The sequence below is a fragment of the Reinekea sp. G2M2-21 genome (assembly GCF_015687175.1).
Classification (GTDB): domain Bacteria; phylum Pseudomonadota; class Gammaproteobacteria; order Pseudomonadales; family Natronospirillaceae; genus Reinekea.
In genome coordinates this window covers 43,103-65,807 of the sequence record NZ_JADPQG010000001.1, presented here as the reverse complement: position 1 = coordinate 65,807, position 22,705 = coordinate 43,103, and the positions used below count along the sequence as shown (strand labels likewise).

Below are 22,705 nucleotides of genomic sequence, written 5' to 3'. Positions count from 1 at the left end.
TAATGTCGAAAACGTGACGTAACTCCTTAATTTTCTTGGAAAAACATGAAATTTGTAGCTAAATCAATTCGTTTCCTATTTTGGTCCGCCTTTGCCGCGATTTGTGGCTTGGTTCTCATTTCTGCCAGCATGTACCTCTATCTTTCACCTGCGCTGCCAGATGTACAGACATTAAAGGACTTCAAGTTACAAACGCCTATGCGGGTTATGAGCGCGGATAACAAGCTCATCTGGGAGTATGGTGAGAAGCGTAGAGCACCATTGCATTATGAACAAATTCCCACACACTTTATTCAAGCTCTTATTGCCATTGAAGATAAACGATTCGAATTTCACCAAGGTGTGGACCCGATCCGTTTTACCCGAGTTGTATTAGATTTGTTAATTACCGGTGATAAAGAAGGTGCCGGTGGATCAACTCTGACGCAACAGGTCGCACGAAATTATTTTTTGTCTCAACAAAAAACCTTTACCCGAAAGTTCACTGAAATTCTGTTAGCACTGAAAATGGAAAGTGAACTGTCGAAACAAGAGATATTCGAACTCTATATAAACAAGCATTTCCTCGGCTACAGCTCTTACGGCATCCAGGCAGCGGCCACTGTTTATTACGGTAGAGATATTAACGATCTGACGCTGCCCCAGCTAGCCATGATTGCAGGATTACATCAGGCGCCTTCAGCCGCCAACCCCATCGCGAACAAAACCAGAGCCAAGCGACGACGAAATGGCGTACTGCTGGCCATGCGCGTGAATAATTACATCACCGAAACTGAATACCAGCAGGCCATCGCGGCACCGATAACCGCAAGCTATCACGGTAAAAACCCCGATTTTGAAGCCTTTTACCTTGCTGAGATGGTACGCGCGCACATGTATGAGCAGTATGGCGAGGAGGCCTACACTCGTGGCTTTACGGTCTACACGACAGTAAACAGTGAACTGCAGCTAGCAGCAGAACGTGGCGTCAGAAAAACACTCATCGACTATTCGAGACGACACGGCTTTATTGGACCAGAAGCCTTCCTCAAAGCTGAAGGTTTTGACCCACACACACAGCTGAACTCACAACTCCAGCAACTGAACAAAACACCTTCATTTGGAGGCTTAACCCCAGCACTGGTGATTGCTGGCGACCAAGAAAAAATGCAAGTCATCCCCAAAGGCGAACAGCACCCAATTAACCTGACACTCGAAGGCTTCAGCTGGGCTCGCAAACGCATCACGGTTGATGAATTAGGACCCAAGCTGACACATGCGTATCAAGTTGCGGTCCCTGGACAGGTGGTCCGTCTTGAACAAACGGAAGAAGGTTGGGCCCTTGCACAGATTCCTAGGGTACAGGGCGCGCTTGTTGCCTTATCACCGCAAGATGGAAGCGTTCAAGCACTCGTGGGTGGGTTTGATTACCTGCTGTCAAAATACAATCGAGTGGTTCAAGCCAGTCGACAGCCAGGTTCAAACTTCAAACCATTCATTTATACTGCTGCTCTGGATAAAGGCTATACACCGGCAACCATTGTCAATGATGCGCCAATCGTGCGAGCAGATTCCGCACTGGAAGACATTTGGGCACCCAAAAACTCCGGAGACCGATATCTCGGACCCATACCCCTTCGGCAGGCACTTTATCAATCGCGTAACCTTTCAAGCATTCGGGTTCTGGACAGCATTGGGGTCAAATATGCTCGCGACTATGCCAGTCGTTTTGGTTTCGCCCCAAGCCGCCTTTCCAATGATATGACGTTAATCCTTGGCACTTCGGTTATGTCGCCTATGGAGATTGCGAAGGGTTACGCCGTTTTTGCCAACGGTGGTTACGTGGTCGAACCTTTCTATATCAATCGAATTGAAGATATAGATGGCAATATTCTTTTTGAAGCAAATCCCGCTATTGTCTGCAGAGGTTGTCCGGAGGCGCCCAGCCTTTTCAAGCCAGTTCAAACTGCGGAAACGACAGCGATCAATATCCAGCCGCTGGCTTTGAATATTGATGAAGGCAATAACAGCGACGATGCCAATTCATCAACAAGACCTACGACATACGCAGCACAGGTTTTGTCTCCACAGACAGCATTCCTAATCGACAATATGCTGAAGGACGTTGTGAAAAAAGGCACGGCAACAGCCGCTAGACGCGCATTACCTCGAGAAGATCTGGCTGGCAAGACTGGAACCACAAACGATGCCGTCGACGCCTGGTTTACCGGCTATAACGGAGACATGGTTGCCTCCACCTGGGTTGGATATGATTCCAACAGTCCGCTAGGTATTAGCGAATTCGGTGGAAAGGCTGCACTTCCAGCATGGGTAGAGTTCATGAAAACAGCTTTAAACAACAAGCCTCTAAACAGCCTGCCACAACCGGTCGGTATTGTTCAGGTCAGAATCGACCCAAAGACAGGTTTGTTAGCAAATCCCGGCACAGAAGGTGCTCGATTTGAATTTTTTAGAGAAAATAATGTACCGACCACGTTCAGCGACACGACATTAACAATTGATTTCAGTGCGGATGAAACCATAGTACTGCCTGACATCTCGGGAGATACTGAAGGAGAAACGGAAACCAGTGTCGAATCATTGTTCTGACAATAAATCCCGGTAACACGCCAGTAAAAACGCACCTATGAGATGCGTTTTTAACGATTGCCTTTCACAAAAAAAAAAGGCCGCATAGATATGCGGCCTTTCAATACTACTCAATGTATCAGGCAGTCAAGTTCGCCTTTTCCTCATCCGTTACTTCTTTCATGGACAATTTCACACGACCGCGGTTATCAACGTCGAGTACCTTCACGACAACTTCGTCACCTTCACTGATCTTGTCAGCAACCTTCTCAATTCGCTCAGCAGCAATCTGAGAAATATGAACCAAGCCATCCTTACCTGGCAAGAACGTTACAAACGCGCCGAAGTCAGCCAATCGAGCTACTTTGCCTTTGTAAACGGCACCAATTTCAGGTTCTGCCGTAATACCCAAAATCATATCTTTAGCAGCATTAGCGGCTTCTTTCGTCGATGCGTATAGACGAACTGACCCATCATCAGAAATATCAACCTCAGCGCCCGTCTGTTCAATAATGGCACGAATGGTTGCACCGCCCTTACCGATCACGTCACGGATCTTGTCGGTATCGATCTTCATGACTTCCATCGTCGGTGCATTGTCTGGCAGTTCTGGGCGGGCATAACCGATCACTTTCGCCATTTCACGAAGAATATGCAGACGCGCATCCATGGCTTGCTCAAGCGCAATTTCCATGATTTCTTCAGTAATGCCTTCAATCTTGATGTCCATCTGTAATGCAGTTACGCCTTGCTCTGTACCGGCAACTTTAAAGTCCATGTCACCCAGATGATCTTCGTCACCCAGAATATCGGTTAATACCGCGAATTTTTCGCCTTCTTTAACCAGACCCATTGCGATACCGGCAACCGGATGTTTAACCGGCACACCGGCGTCCATCATAGCCAGCGAGGCACCACATACAGAGGCCATCGAAGAAGAGCCGTTAGATTCGGTAATTTCGGATACTACTCGAACCGTATACGGGAACTCTTCCTGGTTTGGCATCATCGCCAACACACCACGTTTCGCGAGACGACCATGACCGATTTCGCGACGACCAACACCACCCATTCGACCAGCTTCACCAACACTGAACGGAGGGAAATTGTAGTGCAACATGAAATTATCCGTTTCAGTCCCCTGCAACATATCTTCCATCTTGCCATCACGCAATGTACCCAAAGTCGCGGTGACCAATGCTTGAGTTTCACCACGGGTAAACAAAGCTGAACCATGTGCACCTGGAAGAACATCGATCTCAACCTTGATCGGACGTACAGTTTTGCCATCACGACCGTCAATGCGTGGGTGACCATCGATAATCCGCTGACGTACGGTGGATTTCTCAATTTTTCCGAACATAGCGGATACTTCGTCAGCAGTAATTCCAGTCTCTTCGTTGGTAAATTCAGCAACGGCTTGAGCACGCAGGTCATTCAACGCGGCATAGCGCTGCATCTTGTCTGAAACCTGATAGGCATCGGAAATCTTCGCGGCAAAACTACCACTCACGGCGGATTTCAGCTCTTCATTAACTGTTTCAGGTGTCCAATCCCAAGCGGGTTTGCCATGTTCTGCACTGAACGCTTTAATAGCTTCAACCGCTACCTGGAACTCTTGGTGAGCAAACAAAACAGCGCCCAGCATTTGATCTTCAGTCAGTTCTTGAGCTTCGGATTCAACCATCAAGACTGCATCTGCAGTACCGGCAACCACCATGTTCAAACGCGACGTTTTCAACTGCTCATAGGTTGGGTTTAACTGATAGCCTTCTGCATCGGTGTAGGCGACGCGAGCCGCTCCGATTGGACCATTAAACGGGATGCCTGAAATGGCCAAGGCAGCCGAGGTAGCCAACATCGCGCAAATATCCGGATCATCTGTTTTATTCGCAGACAATACGTTAATTACAACCTGCACTTCGTTCATGAAACCTTTCGGAAACAATGGACGAATTGGACGGTCAATCAATCGCGACGTCAGTGTTTCTTTCTCAGAAGGCCGGCCTTCACGCTTTAAGTAACCGCCAGGTATACGACCAACGGCATAGAACTTTTCTTGGTAATGTACAGACAACGGGAAGAAGTCCTGCCCTGGTGACACACTGTCTTTACCTACGACTGTGGCTAAGACGACGATATCACCCATCGTACAGACAACAGCCCCGGTCGCCTGACGAGCAACACGCCCCGTTTCTAAAGTAACGGTCTGTCCACCGAATTCAAAACTGATCGTTTTTGGAGTTAAGTCTAACACTCAATATTCCTCATTTTTGCGGAGCAACGATGCTTCTATGCATGAACTCAAAAATTAAGCTCATGAATAGAAGCCCCAACCATAAGCGGGAAATTATCGTTGCGAACCGACTGATTAATGTAAAAGTTCGGGAGTTGGAACCATAGCAGCAGAATGAATCTACCGTCAGAAATGACAAAGGGCTCCGTGCATGGGAGCCCTTTTGGGAAACCGTGATCTTAACGACGTAGACCGAGTCGCTTAATCAATGTTGCATAACGAGCAACATCTTTACGCTTCAGGTAATCCAGCAACTTACGACGCTGGTTAACCATACGAATCAAACCACGACGAGAGTGGTGATCTTTCGCATGATCTTTAAAGTGAGACTGCAACGTTTCAATGTTTGCAGTCAGCAGAGCGACTTGTACTTCAGGAGAACCTGAATCTGTTTCACTCTGACCGAACTCTTTAATGATTTCCGCTTTCTTTTCGACGCTTAATGCCATCGTATCTTTCTCCAATAATGTGCTATTCAAAGTAGAGTGCCTGCCGTGCACATTAACAGCAGCATTCCGATTTCAGCCCGACAAGGCTGGAATCGCGCGGATTATACACAAGGGAGATCATCGAACCAAGCGAATTATGGCTCCTGTCTGGATATCAACCGCTCTGGGAATAAGCGTCCTTGCGCGTTGAGACGCCCAACACCCAAAAATTCGCCACGACCACCGTAAACTCGCGCCTTACCAGGTACACCTTCAAAGGCGACGTCATTGCCATGACTGAAAAAGCGGGCTTGATGATCATTCAGAGACACCGGTGTCAACTCTGACAACAACTCGTCAATGCTTATCAATAACTCATCTAACTGTGTCAGATCTCCCGATTCCTGCACAGCTATCAGAAAGTCTAACGTAACGGCATCTGCAATGTTAAATTTGCCATGTTCTGTTCGGCGTAGCGATTGCACGTGCGCACCACATCCAAGGGCTGTTCCTATATCGGCAACCAGCGTTCGAATATAGGTTCCCTTAGAGCAGGAGACATCCAACGTGAATTGTGGTGTTTCAAATGACTGTAATACATTCTGGAAAATGGTGACTGGTCTAGAATCCAGTTCAATATGTTTTCCTTCCCGGGCAAGCTCATATAGCTTCTTACCATCTCGCTTCAGGGCTGAATACATTGGCGGAACTTGCTCAATATCGCCGGTAAACCGCTCTTGCACCAAGGTATCAATTTCGCTGAATTGAATATCTGGAACAGTCGCAGTCGAAACGACGACCCCTTCGGCATCCAGCGTATCCGTCTCAATACCTAAAACCCCGGTGGTCAGGTAACGCTTGTTAGCGTCCAACAGAAACTGGGTGAATTTAGTCGCTTCACCCAAGCAAACAGGCAGCAATCCCGTTGCAGCAGGATCTAAAGCCCCGGTATGGCCGGCTTTTTGCGCCTGATACAGCCAGCGTACTTTCTGCAACAACCCATTGGATGAGTACCCTGCCGGTTTATCTACAAGCAAAACTCCATCTATGGCGCGACCTTTGCGTCGTCTTGCCATCAGTCGCTATCCAGATCCGCATCAGAAGAACGTTTAGCGTCTTCGTTAACGGCCTTTTCAATCAGCGCTGATACTTTGGATCCGGTTTCAATAATCTCATCGTAATGAAAACGCAATAGCGGCATCACTCTCAGATTCAGTCCTTGGGCTAAACGGCTGCGCATGAACCCTGCGGCCTTGTTAAGCAGAACTTCCTGTTCATGATGGATCTTTTTTTGTTCCTGTTCCGCTTCCTGCGGTCCAAAGGCCATACAGGTAAAATAGACATCAGCGTACGATAAGTCTGTAGACACTTTGACATCGTTTATAGTCACCATTCCGACGCGTGGGTCTTTGACTTCCTGTTGGATTATCATCGACAAATCGCGTTGTATCTGATCACCAATTTTTCGAATCCGACTTGAATTACTGGCCATAATAGCCTCCAAAAGAGAAAAAATAGCGGGCTGAATTGTCACCGCCATTCAGACAAAAAAAAACCGGCTATCCTCAGCTCGCTCACGCGCTAAAGTATGGCCGGCTTTCAAATGCTTATCGATTAATCGTCAATGGTACGGGCAACTTCTTTTACATCAAAGACTTCGATCTTGTCGCCGACTTTAACGTCAGTGTAATTCTTCACACCAATACCACATTCCATATTTTGACGAACTTCCTGAACGTCATCTTTAAAACGACGCAAAGATTCCAGCTCACCTTCGTAAATAACGACCGAGTCACGCAGAACGCGGATCTTCTTATTACGATAAACCGTACCTTCTACCACCATACAACCGGCAATCTGCCCAAACTTAGGTGAATTAAAGACGTCACGGACATCCGCCAGACCGACAATTTCTTCACGTAAATCAGGCGACAACATACCACTTAGTGCGGCTTTCACATCGTCGATCAAATCATAAATGACGTTATAGTAACGCAGGTCCAGACCACCTCGTTCGATCGTTTCGCGCGCTTGACCCGTTGCACGGACATTGAATCCGAACACAACGGCGCCAGCGGTAATCGCCAGGTTTGCATCAGACTCAGAGATTGCGCCCACACCGCCTGTCACGATGTTAACTTTCACTTCCTCGTTACCCAGTTTCAGCAAGGCACCGGTAATAGCTTCCAGAGAACCGCGGACGTCAGTTTTCAGTACGACGTTAAGTACCTTCTTCTCAGAATCGCCCATATTTGAGAACAGTGCATCCAACTTGGCGGCCTGCTGCTGTGCCTGAATGGCGTCTTTACTACGTGAGAAACGAAGATCTGCAACATCACGTGCTGCACGTTCGCTTTCTGCAACGACGAATTCGTCCCCTGCCGCTGGCGTTCCATTCAAACCCAATATCTCAACTGGAATAGACGGACCAGCCTCTTCAATCGGTTTGCCTGCTTCATCCAGCAACGCACGGACACGACCGTAGAATGAACCCGCCAGAACGATATCGCCGCGTTTCAACATACCGGATTGAACCAGCACGGTAGCAACAGCCCCACGACCTTTATCCAGACTGGACTCAATAACCACACCCTTACCCGGACCCGAGTGATGCGCAGTTAGTTCCAGCAGTTCTGCCTGCAAAGAAACAGCTTCCAGCAACTCTTCAATGCCCTGACCAGTATGGGCGGACACTTGTATAAACTGGGTATCGCCACCCCAAGACTCTGGGATGACATCGTGTTGCGACAATTCATTGGTCACCCGATCCGGATCAGCCGATTCTTTGTCAATTTTGTTGATGGCAACCACTATAGGAACATCCGCTGCTTTTGCATGCTGAATGGCTTCCAATGTTTGCGGCATAACGCCATCGTCGGCGGCAACCACAAGAATAACGACATCCGTTGCTTTGGCCCCTCGCGCTCGCATAGCGGTAAACGCAGCGTGTCCTGGTGTGTCCAGAAATGTAATCATTCCGCGAGAGGATTCAACGTGATAAGCACCAATGTGCTGTGTGATACCGCCGGATTCACCAGCAGTCACACGTGACTTACGGATGAAATCGAGCAAGCTGGTTTTACCATGGTCAACGTGACCCATGACGGTAACAACTGGAGCACGAGGCCCCAACTCACCGTCATATGAGACTTCCATCATCGTATCTTCGAGTGCGTTCTCATTAACGATCCGGTACTTATGACCCATCTCTTCAATGACCAAAATGGCAGTATCCTGATCCAAAATCTGGTTAACCGTCGCCATAACCCCCATCTTAAACAGGATTTTGACAACTTCAGCAGACTTGGCAGACATCTTCGATGCCAGATCCGCAACCGTTATAGTTTGACCAAGCTCAACTTCACGAACAACAGGCGCTGTCGGCTTCTCAAACTGATGCTCCAGGGCCTTTTTGGATTTCTTCGGTCGACGTCGTCGGCCAAAACTATCGTCATCTAGCGCGTCCAACATTTGCTGATGCTTGTTGCCGGTGCGATGCGTCGAAGTACGCTGCACTTCGCTTTTCTTACCCACTTTCTTGTGACCGGCTTTACGTCCAGTCTCGGCAACACCATCTTCAACACGACGAACGGGTTCACGCTCTTTCGCGGCGTATTTTTTCTTTTCCGAGGTTCGGTCTTCTTTTGCCATCTTCGCTTCAGCGTCGGCTACGTCAGCTGGAGCACTAGCATTGACATCTTTCTTCACGGGCTTGGAAGGTTTTTCAACAGACTGTTCGGCTTTTTTTGCTTCTGCTTGAGCTTCTTTTGCCTGCTTTTCTTGAGCCGCCTTCAAACGGGCAGCTTCCAGTTTCGCATCTTCTTCCGCGCGACGAGTTGCTCGATCATCTTCAACTGGAGCAACTGGGGCAGCAACAGCCGGACTGACTTCAGCAGCGTCAATCGCATCCCGCTTGACGTAAGTACGCTTTTTACGGACTTCAATACTGACCGTTTTACCTTTTGTGCCACCACTGGATTTCAATGTCGTGGTCACTTTACGCTTCAGCGTGATTTTTTTTGGCTCTGAGCTGCTTTCACCGTGACTGCTCTTTAAATGCGACAATAACGTTTGCTTCTGATTGTCACTGACAGTATCGGATTCTTTTTTATGCGGTAAACCCGCTGCACTCATCTGAGTGAGTAACTTGTCGACGGGAGTGCCGACAGATTCGGCTAACTCTTTAACTGTAACTTCTGACATTAAGGTCCCCTTCCCGCTTATTCATTTTCGAACCACGGCGCACGCGCGGCCATGATTAATTTACCTGACATCTCTTCATCCAGGCCGCTAAACTCCATCAATTCATCGATGCTCAGTTCTGCGACGTCTTCCATAGAGACGATACCGTTGCTGGCCAGCACAAGTGCAAGATGTTCATTCATACCCTCAAGCGTTAACAAATCTTCCTGAGGTTCGGCTGAATCCAGCTGTTCTTCCGTTGCCAACTCTTGCGTTAACAACACATCTTTTGCCCGCTGACGAAGTTCGTTAACCAGATCTTCATCAAAACCTTCGATTTCGAGCATTTCGTTAATTGGCACATAGGCCACTTCTTCGAGCGTTGTGAACCCTTCCTCTACCAGGGCGACAGCCAAGTCTTCTTCGATATCCATTTTCTCGATGAAGTTGGTCACTAACTGGCCTACTTCCTGTTCCGCTCGCTCACCAGCTTCATCTTCGGTCATGACATTGATTGTCCAACCTGTTAATTCCGCGGCCAAACGAACATTCTGCCCACTGCGCCCAATAGCGATAGCCAGATTGTCAGCAGCAACAGCCACTTCCATGGTGTTGGTGTCTTCATCCATAACAATTGACGCTACTTCGGCAGGCGCCATCGCATTGATCACCAATTGAGCCGGATTGTCATCCCATAAGATGATGTCGACACGCTCATTCGCCAATTCATTGGAAACCGCTTGGACTCGAGATCCACGCATACCAACACAAGCACCCACTGGATCGATACGCCCATCATTGGTTTTAACAGCAATCTTGGCTCTGGAACCAGGGTCTCGGGCACAAGATCGGATTTCGATCAGTTCTTCTTGAATTTCAGGTACTTCAATTCGGAAAAGCTCCACCAGCATTTCACTGCTGATACGGCTCAATACCAGCTGTGGTCCACGACCTTCACTTTTGATTGACTGCAGTACGGCACGAACACGGTCGGCTAAACGAAACATTTCACGGCCAATCATTTGATCGCGTGGCAATACGGCCTCTGCGTTATTTCCTAGATCGATAATCAAAGCATCTCGGGTCACTTTTTTAACCGTACCGGAGACCATTTCTCCGATTCGTTCACGGTAAGCGTCCACAATTCGAGCTCGCTCTGCATCGCGTACCTTCTGCACGATAATCTGTTTCGCCGCCTGTGCACCAATACGACCAAAATCTTCATTCTCGATCTGTACTTCGTAGAAATCGCCGGGCTTCAGGTTTTTATCGACTTCGTGCGCTTCCTGAGTTGTCCACTGCGATCCCAGCAATGCCATTTCACTATCATCAGTCACTTCCCAACGACGGAAGGTTTCGTATTCGCCGGTTTTGCGGTCGATTACTACGTAAACGTCAGCCTCTCCTTCGTCATCCAATCGCTTCTTTGCAGCAGTTGCTAATGCCAGCTCCATCGCGTCGAAAATAACTTCGCGTGATACACCTTTTTCATTTGCTACCGCATCTACGACCAGGAGAATTTCTTTACTCATCGTTTCAGCCCCTTCCATTCATTGCGAGCGAACTTTGCTCTAGTGCTTAATTTATTTTTCAAATTATTTGAAGTTCGGAATAATCCGACCCTTATCAATACTCTCTAGTGGCAACAAAAATTCTTCGTTATCAGCCACAATCGTTACATCGCCATCTTCAATACCGGTAATCACGCCTTTAAAGTTTCGACGACCTTCAAACGCATATCGCAATTTAATCTCGACCCACTCGCCGATGTAGGCAGCATATTGCTCAAGATTAAATAACGGCCTATCCATACCTGGTGACGACACTTCGAGGTTATAATTGCCAGAAATGGGATCCTCAACATCCATAACGGCGCTGATTTGGCGACTCACCTCGGCACAATGATCGACGTTAATCCCATCTTCATGGTCGATGTATATCCGCAAGGTCGAAAACTTGCCACTTGGTAAGTATTCCAACCCCCAAAAAATGAAACCCATTCCTACAACAACGGGTTCAATTAAATCTGTTAATTCGTTTACTTTTGCCACAACTCTCTGTCCAACTTGTTCATTCAAGCCATTGTTGATTTTCACAATGACAAAAAATGGGCATCTCGGACGTGACCTGAAGAACTCAAATCATGCCTTTGCCCATCTCAGCGCACTCTTTCGTGAGCACCAATACGAAAAAACCCCTGCAAGAGGGGTTTTAAAATAATTCTTTTGCCAACAATCCCCTCAGGAGAGTTGGTGCACATCCGGAAACGTGCAGACAAAAGCACAAAACCCACTTTTGCCCCGGGGTCAAACACCCGTTGACTGCCACACATCGCCTCATTTACGACGACGCCTGACCAAAAAACGCGCGAATTATAAAGGCAGCATCACTGTCATGCAACCAATGCCACTGACTAAAAAAGACAAAGGCCTGTAAACAGGCCTTTTTAATTGGTGCCGACGACTAGACTCGAACTAGCACGGGCAAAAGCCCACCACCCCCTCAAGATGGCGTGTCTACCAATTTCACCACGTCGGCAATTCTGTATATGATTACTCAGTTGGCAGTGCACTGTCAGCTGGATCACCGGAGACCGGCACATCCAGCTCAGATGCAGTTTCCTCAACCACTGGAATCTTAATTTCATTCAAACCATCGGCTTTTTGTCTTGCGATAAGCGCAAGAGCCAGGCTGGTAACAAAAAAACCGGTTACCAGTATCGCAGTGGTTCGAGTCAAAAAGTTACCACTTCCTGACGATCCAAAAACAGTTTGCGAAGCACCTCCACCAAAGGAAGCTCCTGCTTCCGCACCCTTGCCACGCTGCAACAAGACAAAGGTAATAACACCTATTGCCAAAAGAACGTGAACCAACAGTACGAGATTCTCATATACCATCTTAAAAATTACCCTTGAGCAGCGTTACAGATTGCAACGAATTCGTCTGCAATCAGTGAAGCACCGCCAACCAAGCCACCATCAATATCAGGCTGGCCAAACAGCGCTTCTGCACTGGCAGCTTTCACACTACCACCGTATAAAATTCGAGTTTTCGCAGCTACAGCAGCGTCTTCGGCAACCAGTAACTGACGTATGAAGGCATGCACTTCCTGAGCTTGCTCAGGGCTTGCAGTCTTACCCGTTCCGATAGCCCAAACTGGCTCATACGCAACCACAATTGTTTCAAACGCGGCGATACCCACTTTAGCCAACACAGCATCAATCTGTGTTTTAACGACAGTCTCAGTCACGCCGGATTCACGTTCGGCCAATGTTTCGCCGACACACAGCATCGGAATTAGGCCTGCTGCTAAGGTTGCTGCAACTTTCTCGGCAACCAACGCATCAGTTTCACCGAAAATTTCTCGACGCTCGGAATGACCAATCAACACATACTGACAGCCAAACTCTTTTACCATGGAAAGCGCTAGCTCACCGGTAAAAGCACCACTCTCCTGGAAGTAAGCATTCTGTACACCAAAGGCAATATCAGTACCTTTCAGACTTTCAGCCAACTGCGGAATATAGAGCGCGGGCGGAAATATCGCCGTATCGGCGGATCCGTCAAAGCCCTTTTTAAAGGCATCCAACAAAGCTTCATTCGATGCTTTGTTACCGTTCATTTTCCAGTTAGCCGCAACTAATGTACGTCGCATAATTATTTCGCCTCCTTCGAGCGGGCGCAGAGTGTACTTAACTTACCGGAACGGAGCAAGCTCTCTACCGTAAAAAAGCACACAGATTCATTAAAAAATATCTATCAAATCAACCAATTAGATAAATCACGTATTGGCAACAGCCTGTTCAACCTGTTTAGCGAGGGAGCCACAAACCGACTTCACCTGAGTAACATCCTCCCCTTCAACCATCACCCGTACAACGGGTTCGGTACCTGACGGCCGCAACAATATCCGTCCAGATTCGGCCAACTCAAGTTCGGCTCGCGCAACCGCCTCCTGAACAGCGGGCAAGGCTAACACATCAAGCTTCTTCGCCAACTTGACGTTAATCATAACCTGAGGGAATTTGCGCATACCGGTCTTAGCCTGCGCCAATGTCTGGTCCGTTTCACGCAAGGCGCACAATACCTGCAGCGCCGCAACAATGCCATCACCGGTCGATGTCACGTGCTTGCAGACCAGGTGACCTGAATTCTCGCCGCCAACAATCCAATTGCGCTCGTTAAGCTGCTCCATGACATAACGGTCACCGACGTTTGCCCGCACTAACTCAAGCCCCAGCTTCTTGAGAGACACTTCCAACCCAAGGTTAGTCATCAAGGTGCCAACGATGCCGCCGTCCAGCTTGCCTTTCTGTTTAAGGTGCTTCGCTAATATGAAAAGTAACTCATCACCATCAACAGCCTGGCCCTGATGATCAACCATCAACAACCGATCGCCATCTCCATCGAACGCAATACCAAGATCAGCGTTATGCTCTAACACAGCCTTTTGTAAGGCGGCCGGATGTGTTGAACCGACTTGCTCGTTGATATTCTGACCATTAGGGGAAACACCGATAACCTGAACAGTAGCGCCCAATTCACGAAACACTTTCGGCGCGACATCGTAGGTGGCCCCATGAGCACAATCCAAAACGATATTGAGCCCCTCAAGGTTCAGGTATCCCGATGTTGATTTACAGAATTCGACATAGCGGCCGTGGGCGTCGTCAATTCTGCGGGCCTTGCCTAACAATTCGCTGGAAGCCGTTACGATCTGCTTGTCGAGTTCGGCTTCAATGGCAAATTCGATCTCATCTGGCAATTTGGTGCCGTCTGCCGAAAAGAACTTAATGCCATTGTCGTAAAACGGATTATGCGACGCAGATATAACAATACCAGCATCACAGTGAAATGCCCGGGTCAGATAGGCGACCGCGGGGGTAGGTATCACCCCGACCATCAAACTATCGCAACCCGCCGCTGCCAACCCGGCCTCTAGCACGGATTCAAACATATAACCGGATATGCGAGTATCCTTCCCAATTAAGATTTTACCGCGCCCTTGCTTGCTAAATACCCGACCGGCAGCCCAACCAAGACGAAGTACGAACTCAGGCGTTATGACACCCTTACCTACCTCACCACGAATGCCATCGGTTCCAAAATATTTTTTTCCATTTGCCACGCTTACTTACTCCTGATTTCCATATATATTTCGTTCATGCTTCACTGCATTCATCATTTTTACGGCGTCCACTGACTCTGCCACATCGTGCACCCGAACTATGAATGCCCCTTTCAAAGTTGCTGCTGCTGCAAGCGCAATACTGGCGGACAAACGGCGATCAACCGGGCGCTGCAGAACATGATCAATCATGCTTTTACGTGACATGCCGACCAGCAAAGGCAAACCTTCCAATGCAGTTTCAGGCAGACGATTCAGTAATGTCAGATTGTGTTCAATAGTTTTACCAAACCCAAAACCGGGATCGAGCAATAATCTTGTAGAATCCAGACCCATAGCATCGCATTGTTCAATGCGTCGTTTGAAAAATCGACGCACATCAGCAATCACATCGTCATAGTCTGGACTGTCCTGCATGGTTTCTGGTTGACCTTGCATATGCATTAAACATGCAGGTATATCCGACTTGACCACTGCCTCGACGGCTCCATCACGCTGAAGAGCCCGCACATCGTTGATCAGATGCGCCCCCAGTGAGGCGGCTTCCAACATCAACTGAGGGGAGCTGGTATCGACAGAAATGATAACGTCAACTTGACGGGCAAGCGCTTCTACGACGGGTAACACACGATCCATTTCTTCTGCCAATGAAACTGGCTCGGCTCCGGGCCGGGTGCTTTCGCCACCAATATCGATAATCGCGGCACCGTCGTTAACCATAACTTGAGCTTGCTGCAATGCCTGCTCTTTGCGCAGAAACTGCCCGCCATCTGAAAAAGAATCTGGTGTTACGTTCAAAATACCCATGACGTGAGTCTGATTAAAGGCGAGTTGCCGATCACGAAATGAAAAAAAATCCGTCATTAATACCTCAACAACCGGCCGGCCCCGACCACAGAACTCACTCGAATCAACGGGCGGTACCATACCATAAATCCAATAAAAAAGTCGGCACAATGGCCGACTCTTCCAGAACTACCCACTGATCAATTACTCTGCCGTTCCATCTGTCTGGGTGCCTGACGAGACATCTTTTGTATCATCGGCCACTTTTTTCTCTGTCGCAGACTCGGCCTCTTGTGTCGGACCGTTCCGATCATCCCAACCTTTTGGCTTACGGGGCTTCTGCCCAGCCATAATGTCATCGATCTGCGCTGCATCAATAGTTTCATATTCCATTAGTGCGTCCTTCATCAGATCCAAAGCAGCACGGTGCTCTTTGAGGATTTTGGTCGCCGTAGTATAGGCCTCATCGACAATATCGCGGATGGCCTTGTCAAGTTGCTGCGAAGTTTCATCGGAAATATGACTGCGACTGGATTGACTGCCGAGGTAAGACTGCTCCTCTTCTTCAAACTGAATGGGTCCCATTGGCGACAGACCCCATTTAGTGACCATGTTACGAGCCATATTAGTCGCTTGCATAATGTCATTTGAAGCACCAGTACTGACTTGATCTTCGCCATAAACCAGTTCTTCAGCAATGCGCCCGCCATAGGCAGAGGCGATTCGGCCTTTAAGATACTGTTTGCTGTAGCTAACTTTATCTTCTTCCGGTAAGTACATGGTGACACCGAGTGCCCGACCACGCGGAATAATGGTGACCTTATAAACCGGATCGTGTTCCGGCATGAGTCGACCGACAATGGCATGGCCAGCCTCATGGTAAGCCGTCATTTCTTTGTCTTTTTCACTCATCACCATGGATTTCCGTTCAGCACCCATCATGATCTTATCTTTCGCTTTATCGAACTCTTCTTGCGTCACCGTTCGTCGGTTAATTCGCGCAGCAAATAAAGCCGCTTCGTTCACCAGGTTAGCTAAGTCCGCCCCTGAAAAACCAGGTGTGCCGCGGGCAATAACTTTCGGGTTAACATCGTCCGAAACCGGTACTTTTCGCATATGCACTTTGAGAATCTGCTCACGACCGCGAATATCGGGCAAGGAAACCACAACCTGTCGGTCAAAGCGTCCCGGGCGAAGCAAAGCTGGGTCCAATACGTCTGGTCGGTTAGTTGCCGCGATGACGATAATGCCATCGTTTACCTCAAAGCCGTCCATTTCAACCAGCAACTGGTTTAACGTCTGTTCACGCTCGTCATTACCGCCACCGATGCCAACACCCCGAGAACGACCAACAGCGTCAATTTCGTCAATAAATATAATACAGGGTGCCTGTTTTTTAGCCTGATCGAACATATCTCGAACACGCGACGCACCGACACCGACAAACATTTCGACAAAGTCAGAACCGGAAATCGAAAAGAAAGGTACCTTGGCTTCACCAGCTATCGCCTTTGCCAGCAAGGTTTTACCTGTACCCGGTGGACCAACCATTAACACTCCACGGGGGATTTTGCCGCCTAGGCGCTGGTATTTACCAGGATCACGCAAGAACTCCACCAGCTCTTGAACGTCTTCTTTGGCTTCTTCAACGCCTGCTACATCTTTAAACGTTGTGTTTATCTGATCTTCGCTAAGCAACCGGGCCTTACTCTTACCAAAACTCATCGGGCCTTTACTGCCACCGCCACCGCCTTGCATCTGGCGCATGAAAAACATGAAAACACCGAGAATAATCAAAATTGGGAACGCCGCGACAAACAGCTGAGTCCAGATACTGGGTTGCTCTGGTTTCTGTGCAAACACTTCAACATTGTGCGACATCAGAACGTCGTTCAATTCAGAAGTATCGACTCCGGCTGGCGCTTGCGTCTCAAAGCGGGCGTTATCCCGGCGCTCACCATAAATGGTAGAGTCCCCGACAAAGGTCACCGACTTTATCTGATCTTGCTCGACTTGCTGGACAAACCGGGAATAGCTGATGTTATCCGCGCTGGCCGACATATCGAAATTTTGGAACACCGCGAGTAACACAACGGCGATGATTAACCAGAGAATTAAATTCTTTGCCATATCGTTCAATTTTCACCTTCTTACGCAGACGCGCTGCGAGCCTGCTTAACCTTTAAAACCAGTTGCAACGATGTATGTTTCACGTGAGCGGGCTCTTGAAGCTTCCGGCTTACGCATAACAACCTTACTATACTGTTGTCTCACAGTCTTAACATACTCGTCAAAACCTTCTCCGTGAAACAATTTGGCAACGAACGCGCCACCGGGTTTCAATATCGAGTGGGCCATATCGAGCGCCAACTCAACCAAATACATGGCCGCTGGCTGATCAATAACCGCATTACCGCTCATATTGGGGGCCATATCGGAGATTACAAGGTCGACGGGGCTGTCACCGATACAATCCAACAACGCCTGATAGACGCCTTCATCGGTAAAATCCCCGTGAATGAACTCCACGCCGGCAATGGAATCCATTTCCAGTATATCGGAAGCCACTACCCGACCGTGATCTCCGACCATTCTAACGGCCACTTGAGACCAACCACCTGGCGCCGAACCGAGATCCAGAACCGTCATACCCGGCTTAATCAATCGATCCTTCTCACAAATTTCGATTAACTTATAGCTTGCCCGACTACGGTACCCGTCCTGCTTTGCCTGATGAACATACTTGTCATCAAAGTGTTCTTTCAACCAGTCTTTACTATTCTTGGGGCGAGCCACCTGAATTCCTCTTTAGTGATTTTGTTCGTTCTAAAGTACAATTTAGATCAATGCAACGAAATAAACATGAGATTTACCCTATATGAAGCTTAGTCAGGACCAGAAAAAACGTTTCCGCACCATCGGCCACCAACTCAATCCTATTGTGACGATTGGCGATAAAGGCCTGTCAGATACAGTACTCGCGGAAATAGACAGAGCATTGAATGACCATGAGTTAATCAAGGTTAAGATCGTCACAGAAGATCGCGAGGATAAAAAAACGTTGTTGGCCGACATGATTGCGGCCACCAAAGCGACATTGGTACAGAGTATTGGCCATGTTGCGTTAATCCTGCGAACAGTAGAGAAACCCAACCCCAAACTGTCGAATCTGAAACGCCACGACCATATCTGACCGCACCGGTAACATGACGCTGTGTCGTCATGTTACCTCAGCGTGAAAAACGGTCGATTAAACCTTGGTCAACCAACCGTGCTTGTCTTCAGCCTTACCCCATTGAATGTCGTTGAGCAATTGACGCAGTTTCAATGTTGTTTTGCCTGCCTCGCCTGACCCCACCGGGTATTCTTTGCCGTTATGGATCAAGGTGCCCACAGGTGTCAGCACCGCGGCAGTGCCCGACAACGCAGCCTCTGTGCCTGGCTTTCCCGCCCGCTCCAGTAATTCTGTCACGCTCAAGTCGCGCTCAGAGACGGTCATACCCAGATCCCTCGCAATGGTCAGTACAGAGTCACGCGTAATACCATGAAGAAAAGAGCTGTCCAACCCCTTGGTAATAACTTCGTTACCATCAATTAATATGAAGTTCGCGGCACCGGTCTCCTGAACATCGCCATTTGGACAGAACAAAACCTGATCAGCATCGGCTTTGGAACGGGCATCAGCTATCGGACCTAAGGCGCTGGCGTAGTTCCCGCCGCTTTTTACCATCCCCATGTGTGGCGCACAGCGCATGCCATTTTCCTCCAGTAACAACCGCAGAGGCTTAGCACCTCCGGCAAAATAATCACCCACTGGGGATAATAAAACGTACAGCAAGGATGAGCTGGAAGGTGCTGCCGCTTTACCAATCGACGCTTCGGTACCGATATGCGTTGGGCGGATATACATCGAACCTGGTGGTTCTGGCACCTCTGTAGAAAATCGGCCTACAATATCAACGATCATTTTGCTCAATTGATCAGCATCAAACGCTGGAAGACTCAGCAGGTGAGTAGACTGGGCCAAGCGCTTGACATTGGCATCCATTCGAAAGATGTACACACCGCCATCGGCATGCCGAAACGCTTTCAAACCTTCGAAACAGGTACTGGAATAGTGCAGCACATGTGCACCTGGGTGGAACTGCAAACGATCTGACTTGACAATTTCAGTCTCACTCCATTGATCGTTCTCAAATGTTGCCAGTGCCATTTCGGGCATAAAAACGGTGCCAAATGCTGCCATGTTGTATTCCTAACCTAACGGAGAATCCACGGATTCTCGATGAATGTAGTGCACAGGTATGCTGTTTTATTGTATGCGATATTAAAAGATGGATACCAGCCAGGTATCAAGCCTAATTCACGCAATGATTGCAATGGAATATTGCAGCGGTCAGTTCGGCGCCGGCAGCCGCAAGAGTCACGAATCATGAAGATATTGCAACCAAGCGTCGTTGAGACATTCGCGCACGGCCACCAGTTGCGGCGTCAGCTCGGCTAAGGGGATTTTGGTACTTTGCCCACTTAAGATAGCGTGGTGAACCTGCTCCCTCAACGCGAGATAGGCATCCAACCATTGTTGCTTCTGGTCTGGCGTAATCACGCCAGCCGCAAATAGGGCTTCTATTGAGCGGACGTTATCGGACCAGCGGGCCAGCTCTGGGTTCTGGTGCGCATTCGCCAGAATCAGAAACTGAACCAAAAATTCAAGATCGACAATGCCGCCCCTGTCGTGTTTTAGATGAAAGACTGGCGCTTCCGCAGAACTGTCCGCCTCGGAAGACAAGTGATCCACCATCTTCTGACGCATGTCGATCACATCTTTGCGCAATGCAGCGAGATCGCGTTGACGGCAGATGATGCCTTCCCGATATCGGTCAAATGCCTCTTTAATGGCCGTATCACCGGCGATAAAACGAGCCCGTACCAGCGCCTGATGCTCCCACGTCCAGGCTTTTTCCTGTTGGTACTTTTCAAAAGCCGCCAAACTACTGACCAACAACCCGGAATTGCCCGATGGTCGCAGTCGCGTATCGACTTCATACAGCATTCCCGATGGCGTCACTGACGATAACAGATGAATAAGCTTCTGACCAAGTCGCGCCATAAAAACCACATTTTCGATCACTTTAGGCCCTTCGGATGACCCCTGCGACGTCGCGTTATGTAGAAACACCAAGTCCAGATCAGATTCGTAAGACAGCTCCAACCCGCCCATCTTCCCATAGGCAATCACGCCAAAGTCCGGATCGCACCATTCCCCGCCTTCTTTGCTGGGTCGGCCATGTCGTGTCACCATCTGGCGCCATACCAACGCCAATGATTGCTCAACAACAACCTCCGCAACCCAGGCCAGATAATCGGAAATTTTCATCAGAGGGAGATGATTGGACACTTCACAAGCCGCCGCCCGAAGTACACGACCATGGCGAAAATGCCGCAGCAGTTCCATTTGACGCTCCAGATCATCTTCAGGCACCCGCAACAATTGCTGATGCAGTTCATCCATCAGCTCGCGCCGGTTAGGCAGTTCATAGAGGCTGGACTTATCAGTGAGCTCATCCAGCAAAAACGGCTTGTCTTTAAGCGTTTGAGCGATCCATTCAGAAGCAGGCACCAGTTTGACCAACTCAGCAATGGCAACGGGGTTTTCTGCCAACAGAGTAAAATAGGATGTTCTTCTGAGAATGGATTCCAAAATTGGCAGAATCGCCGTAAAACGTTCTGCGCCATCGGGCTGCCGCGCCAATTCAGCCCAGAACTTAGGAATGAATTCTTCAAGATTGTGCGCAGCAACACCGGTTAAGCGAGCTACAGAGGGCATCTGCTTGAAGGCGAAGAACTGTTCAGCCAGCGAGTTGTCGAACTCTGCTCCCACCTGACCGACTTGCCAGGCCTGAAGGAACGGCCGATAGCGGTTATCATCTGCCGGCTGATGCTGTTCAGAAATTAAATGGCTGAAATGTTCCTGCACCGTTGCCCGCACAGTTGCCAGCTCAGCCATCATCTGCTCAACGCTGTCTAGGCCTTTTGACAGGACCAGTCGTTCGAGATCGATCTCATCACTGGGCAACGTCTGGGTTTGCTCATCGCGAATAGCCTGAATCCGGTGCTCTAGATCGCGTAAATAGTTGTAGGCGATTATCAACTCATGAACCACCGATTCGGGCAACAGCTCCAAAGTTTTCAGCGTATCGAGAGCCGTCCAGGTTCCACGGCTCTGAAGCTCTTCATCCTGTCCGCCACGAATTAACTGAAACACCTGCGCGACAAATTCGACTTCGCGAATGCCGCCGGCCCCCAATTTTATGTTCCGGTCTAAGTTTTGTCGTCGGACTTCGGTTTGTATTTTGGCCTTCAGATCGCGTAAAGCACCCACGGCTTGATAATCAACATAGCGGCGATACACGAATGGATGCAGCACATCGGCCAGCGCCTGCTGCGCCAACTCGTGCCCGGTAACAGGTCTCGCTTTCACCATCGCAAAACGTTCCCAGAATCGCCCCTGCTGCAGATAATAGTTTTCCATCGCTTTCAGGTTGGAGACCAGTGCACCGGATTGCCCCCATGGACGCAATCGCATATCCACACGAAAGACAAAACCATCACTGGTGCGGGCGTCGAGCAAATGAATCAATTTGCGTCCAACCCGGGTAAAAAATTCCTCATGTGACCGACCTTTTGCGGTTACTCCGGCACTGGGAAAGGCGAAAATGAGATCGATGTCGGACGATAAATTCAATTCGCGGGCACCGTGTTTTCCCATCGCGAGAATTATTAATTGCTGTGGCTCGCCCGAATAGGGGCACAAGGCAGGCTCGCCGTCTTTCGCGCGCCAGTATGCAGAGGACCAGTGTAAAGCGACCTGCAGCGCCTGGTCGGCCAAATCGCTGACGATTCGTGCCGTTTGCTGCACGTCATTCAGCCCCATAATGTCCCGGGCAATCAAGCGAGCAATATGCCGGTTACGCCACAAGCGTAAATCGCGCATGACCAAAGCTTCGTCATCCAATGTCCAGTTGTCACAGCACGATTGGATGTCTAAAACGTCAACTTCATCGTTTTGGAAAGCACGCAACACCTCGTTCCAGTCTTGCTGCAGCTTCAACCAATCCCGCAGCCAGGGACTAGATAGCGCCAACCGAATGACCAAGGCTTGCTGCTGCTCGTTGAGCGAGGCAAACTGCGCTTCGTTTTGCAAACGTTCCTGTTCTTTACGAAGGCTTTTTGGCACCATCATAGTCGTATCCTCTGGCAATCGGCGCGGAAATTAGAAAAACTAGAATCGATCAGGCTTGGGAACTTTTAACGTCA

General features: G+C 48.9%; 17 protein-coding genes and 1 tRNA gene. 2 read left to right on the top strand and 16 right to left on the bottom strand.

The features are described from left to right. Positions 1–45 precede the first annotated feature (45 nt). Positions 46–2,589: a penicillin-binding protein 1A gene (locus IYN85_RS00290; protein ID WP_196156866.1), complete on the top strand. Its 2,544-nt coding sequence runs from the start codon at positions 46–48 to the stop codon at positions 2,587–2,589. Between the two features lie 118 nt (positions 2,590–2,707). On the opposite strand, the gene pnp is transcribed toward IYN85_RS00290, so the two are convergent. The 14 genes from pnp to rlmE form a co-directional block, all read right to left on the bottom strand. After that, on the bottom strand, positions 2,708–4,825 hold the full coding sequence (pnp, locus tag IYN85_RS00285; RefSeq protein ID WP_196156865.1) for a polyribonucleotide nucleotidyltransferase: 2,118 nt from the start codon (positions 4,823–4,825) through the stop codon (positions 2,708–2,710). 218 nt (positions 4,826–5,043) lie between these two features. After that, entirely contained in the window at positions 5,044–5,313 is a 270-nt protein-coding gene (gene rpsO, locus IYN85_RS00280) for a 30S ribosomal protein S15 (protein ID WP_196158432.1), read from the bottom strand. A 134-nt stretch (positions 5,314–5,447) separates the two neighbouring features. Further along, positions 5,448–6,368 carry a tRNA pseudouridine(55) synthase TruB gene (truB, locus tag IYN85_RS00275; protein ID WP_196156864.1) on the bottom strand — a complete coding sequence of 307 codons (921 nt, stop codon included), beginning with the start codon at positions 6,366–6,368 and terminating at the stop codon, positions 5,448–5,450. Further along, positions 6,368–6,784 (bottom strand): 30S ribosome-binding factor RbfA, encoded by a 417-nt coding sequence (gene rbfA, locus IYN85_RS00270; protein ID WP_196156863.1) that lies wholly within the window; start codon positions 6,782–6,784, stop codon positions 6,368–6,370. Before rbfA ends, truB begins: the two co-directional genes overlap by 1 nt. Before the next feature lie 122 nt (positions 6,785–6,906). Further along, complete coding sequence (infB, locus tag IYN85_RS00265) at positions 6,907–9,495, bottom strand: translation initiation factor IF-2 (RefSeq protein WP_196156862.1); 2,589 nt, start codon at positions 9,493–9,495, stop codon at positions 6,907–6,909. A 17-nt stretch (positions 9,496–9,512) separates the two neighbouring features. Next, on the bottom strand, positions 9,513–11,006 hold the full coding sequence (gene nusA, locus IYN85_RS00260) for a transcription termination factor NusA (protein ID WP_196156861.1): 1,494 nt from the start codon (positions 11,004–11,006) through the stop codon (positions 9,513–9,515). Positions 11,007–11,069: 63 nt separating this feature from the next. Continuing rightward, on the bottom strand, positions 11,070–11,525 hold the full coding sequence (gene rimP, locus IYN85_RS00255) for a ribosome maturation factor RimP (RefSeq protein ID WP_370592123.1): 456 nt from the start codon (positions 11,523–11,525) through the stop codon (positions 11,070–11,072). Positions 11,526–11,925: 400 nt separating this feature from the next. Continuing rightward, positions 11,926–12,012, bottom strand: a tRNA-Leu gene (locus IYN85_RS00250). A 14-nt stretch (positions 12,013–12,026) separates the two neighbouring features. After that, a complete protein-coding gene (gene secG / locus IYN85_RS00245) occupies positions 12,027–12,371 on the bottom strand; it encodes a preprotein translocase subunit SecG (protein ID WP_196156860.1) in 345 nt (114 codons plus the stop codon). Between the two features lie 8 nt (positions 12,372–12,379). Further along, positions 12,380–13,129 (bottom strand): triose-phosphate isomerase, encoded by a 750-nt coding sequence (gene tpiA, locus IYN85_RS00240; protein WP_196156859.1) that lies wholly within the window; start codon positions 13,127–13,129, stop codon positions 12,380–12,382. A gap of 126 nt (positions 13,130–13,255) precedes the next feature. Continuing rightward, complete coding sequence (gene glmM, locus IYN85_RS00235; RefSeq protein ID WP_196156858.1) at positions 13,256–14,602, bottom strand: phosphoglucosamine mutase; 1,347 nt, start codon at positions 14,600–14,602, stop codon at positions 13,256–13,258. 6 nt (positions 14,603–14,608) lie between these two features. Next, on the bottom strand, positions 14,609–15,466 hold the full coding sequence (gene folP / locus IYN85_RS00230) for a dihydropteroate synthase (RefSeq protein ID WP_196156857.1): 858 nt from the start codon (positions 15,464–15,466) through the stop codon (positions 14,609–14,611). 126 nt (positions 15,467–15,592) lie between these two features. After that, positions 15,593–17,518 carry an ATP-dependent zinc metalloprotease FtsH gene (ftsH, locus tag IYN85_RS00225; RefSeq protein ID WP_196156856.1) on the bottom strand — a complete coding sequence of 642 codons (1,926 nt, stop codon included), beginning with the start codon at positions 17,516–17,518 and terminating at the stop codon, positions 15,593–15,595. Positions 17,519–17,563: 45 nt separating this feature from the next. Next, on the bottom strand, positions 17,564–18,184 hold the full coding sequence (gene rlmE, locus IYN85_RS00220; protein WP_196156855.1) for a 23S rRNA (uridine(2552)-2'-O)-methyltransferase RlmE: 621 nt from the start codon (positions 18,182–18,184) through the stop codon (positions 17,564–17,566). An 82-nt stretch (positions 18,185–18,266) separates the two neighbouring features. Between rlmE and yhbY the strand changes: the two genes are divergently transcribed. Then, positions 18,267–18,581, top strand: a complete 315-nt coding sequence (gene yhbY, locus IYN85_RS00215; protein WP_196156854.1) for a ribosome assembly RNA-binding protein YhbY — start codon at positions 18,267–18,269, stop codon at positions 18,579–18,581. 57 nt (positions 18,582–18,638) lie between these two features. Here yhbY and IYN85_RS00210 read toward each other — a convergent pair whose 3' ends face one another. Both IYN85_RS00210 and glnE read right to left on the bottom strand, forming a co-directional pair. After that, a complete protein-coding gene (locus IYN85_RS00210; RefSeq protein ID WP_196156853.1) occupies positions 18,639–19,634 on the bottom strand; it encodes a branched-chain amino acid aminotransferase in 996 nt (331 codons plus the stop codon). Positions 19,635–19,811: 177 nt separating this feature from the next. Further along, positions 19,812–22,631: a bifunctional [glutamate--ammonia ligase]-adenylyl-L-tyrosine phosphorylase/[glutamate--ammonia-ligase] adenylyltransferase gene (glnE, locus tag IYN85_RS00205; RefSeq protein WP_196156852.1), complete on the bottom strand. Its 2,820-nt coding sequence runs from the start codon at positions 22,629–22,631 to the stop codon at positions 19,812–19,814. Between the last annotated feature and the right edge of the window lie 74 nt (positions 22,632–22,705).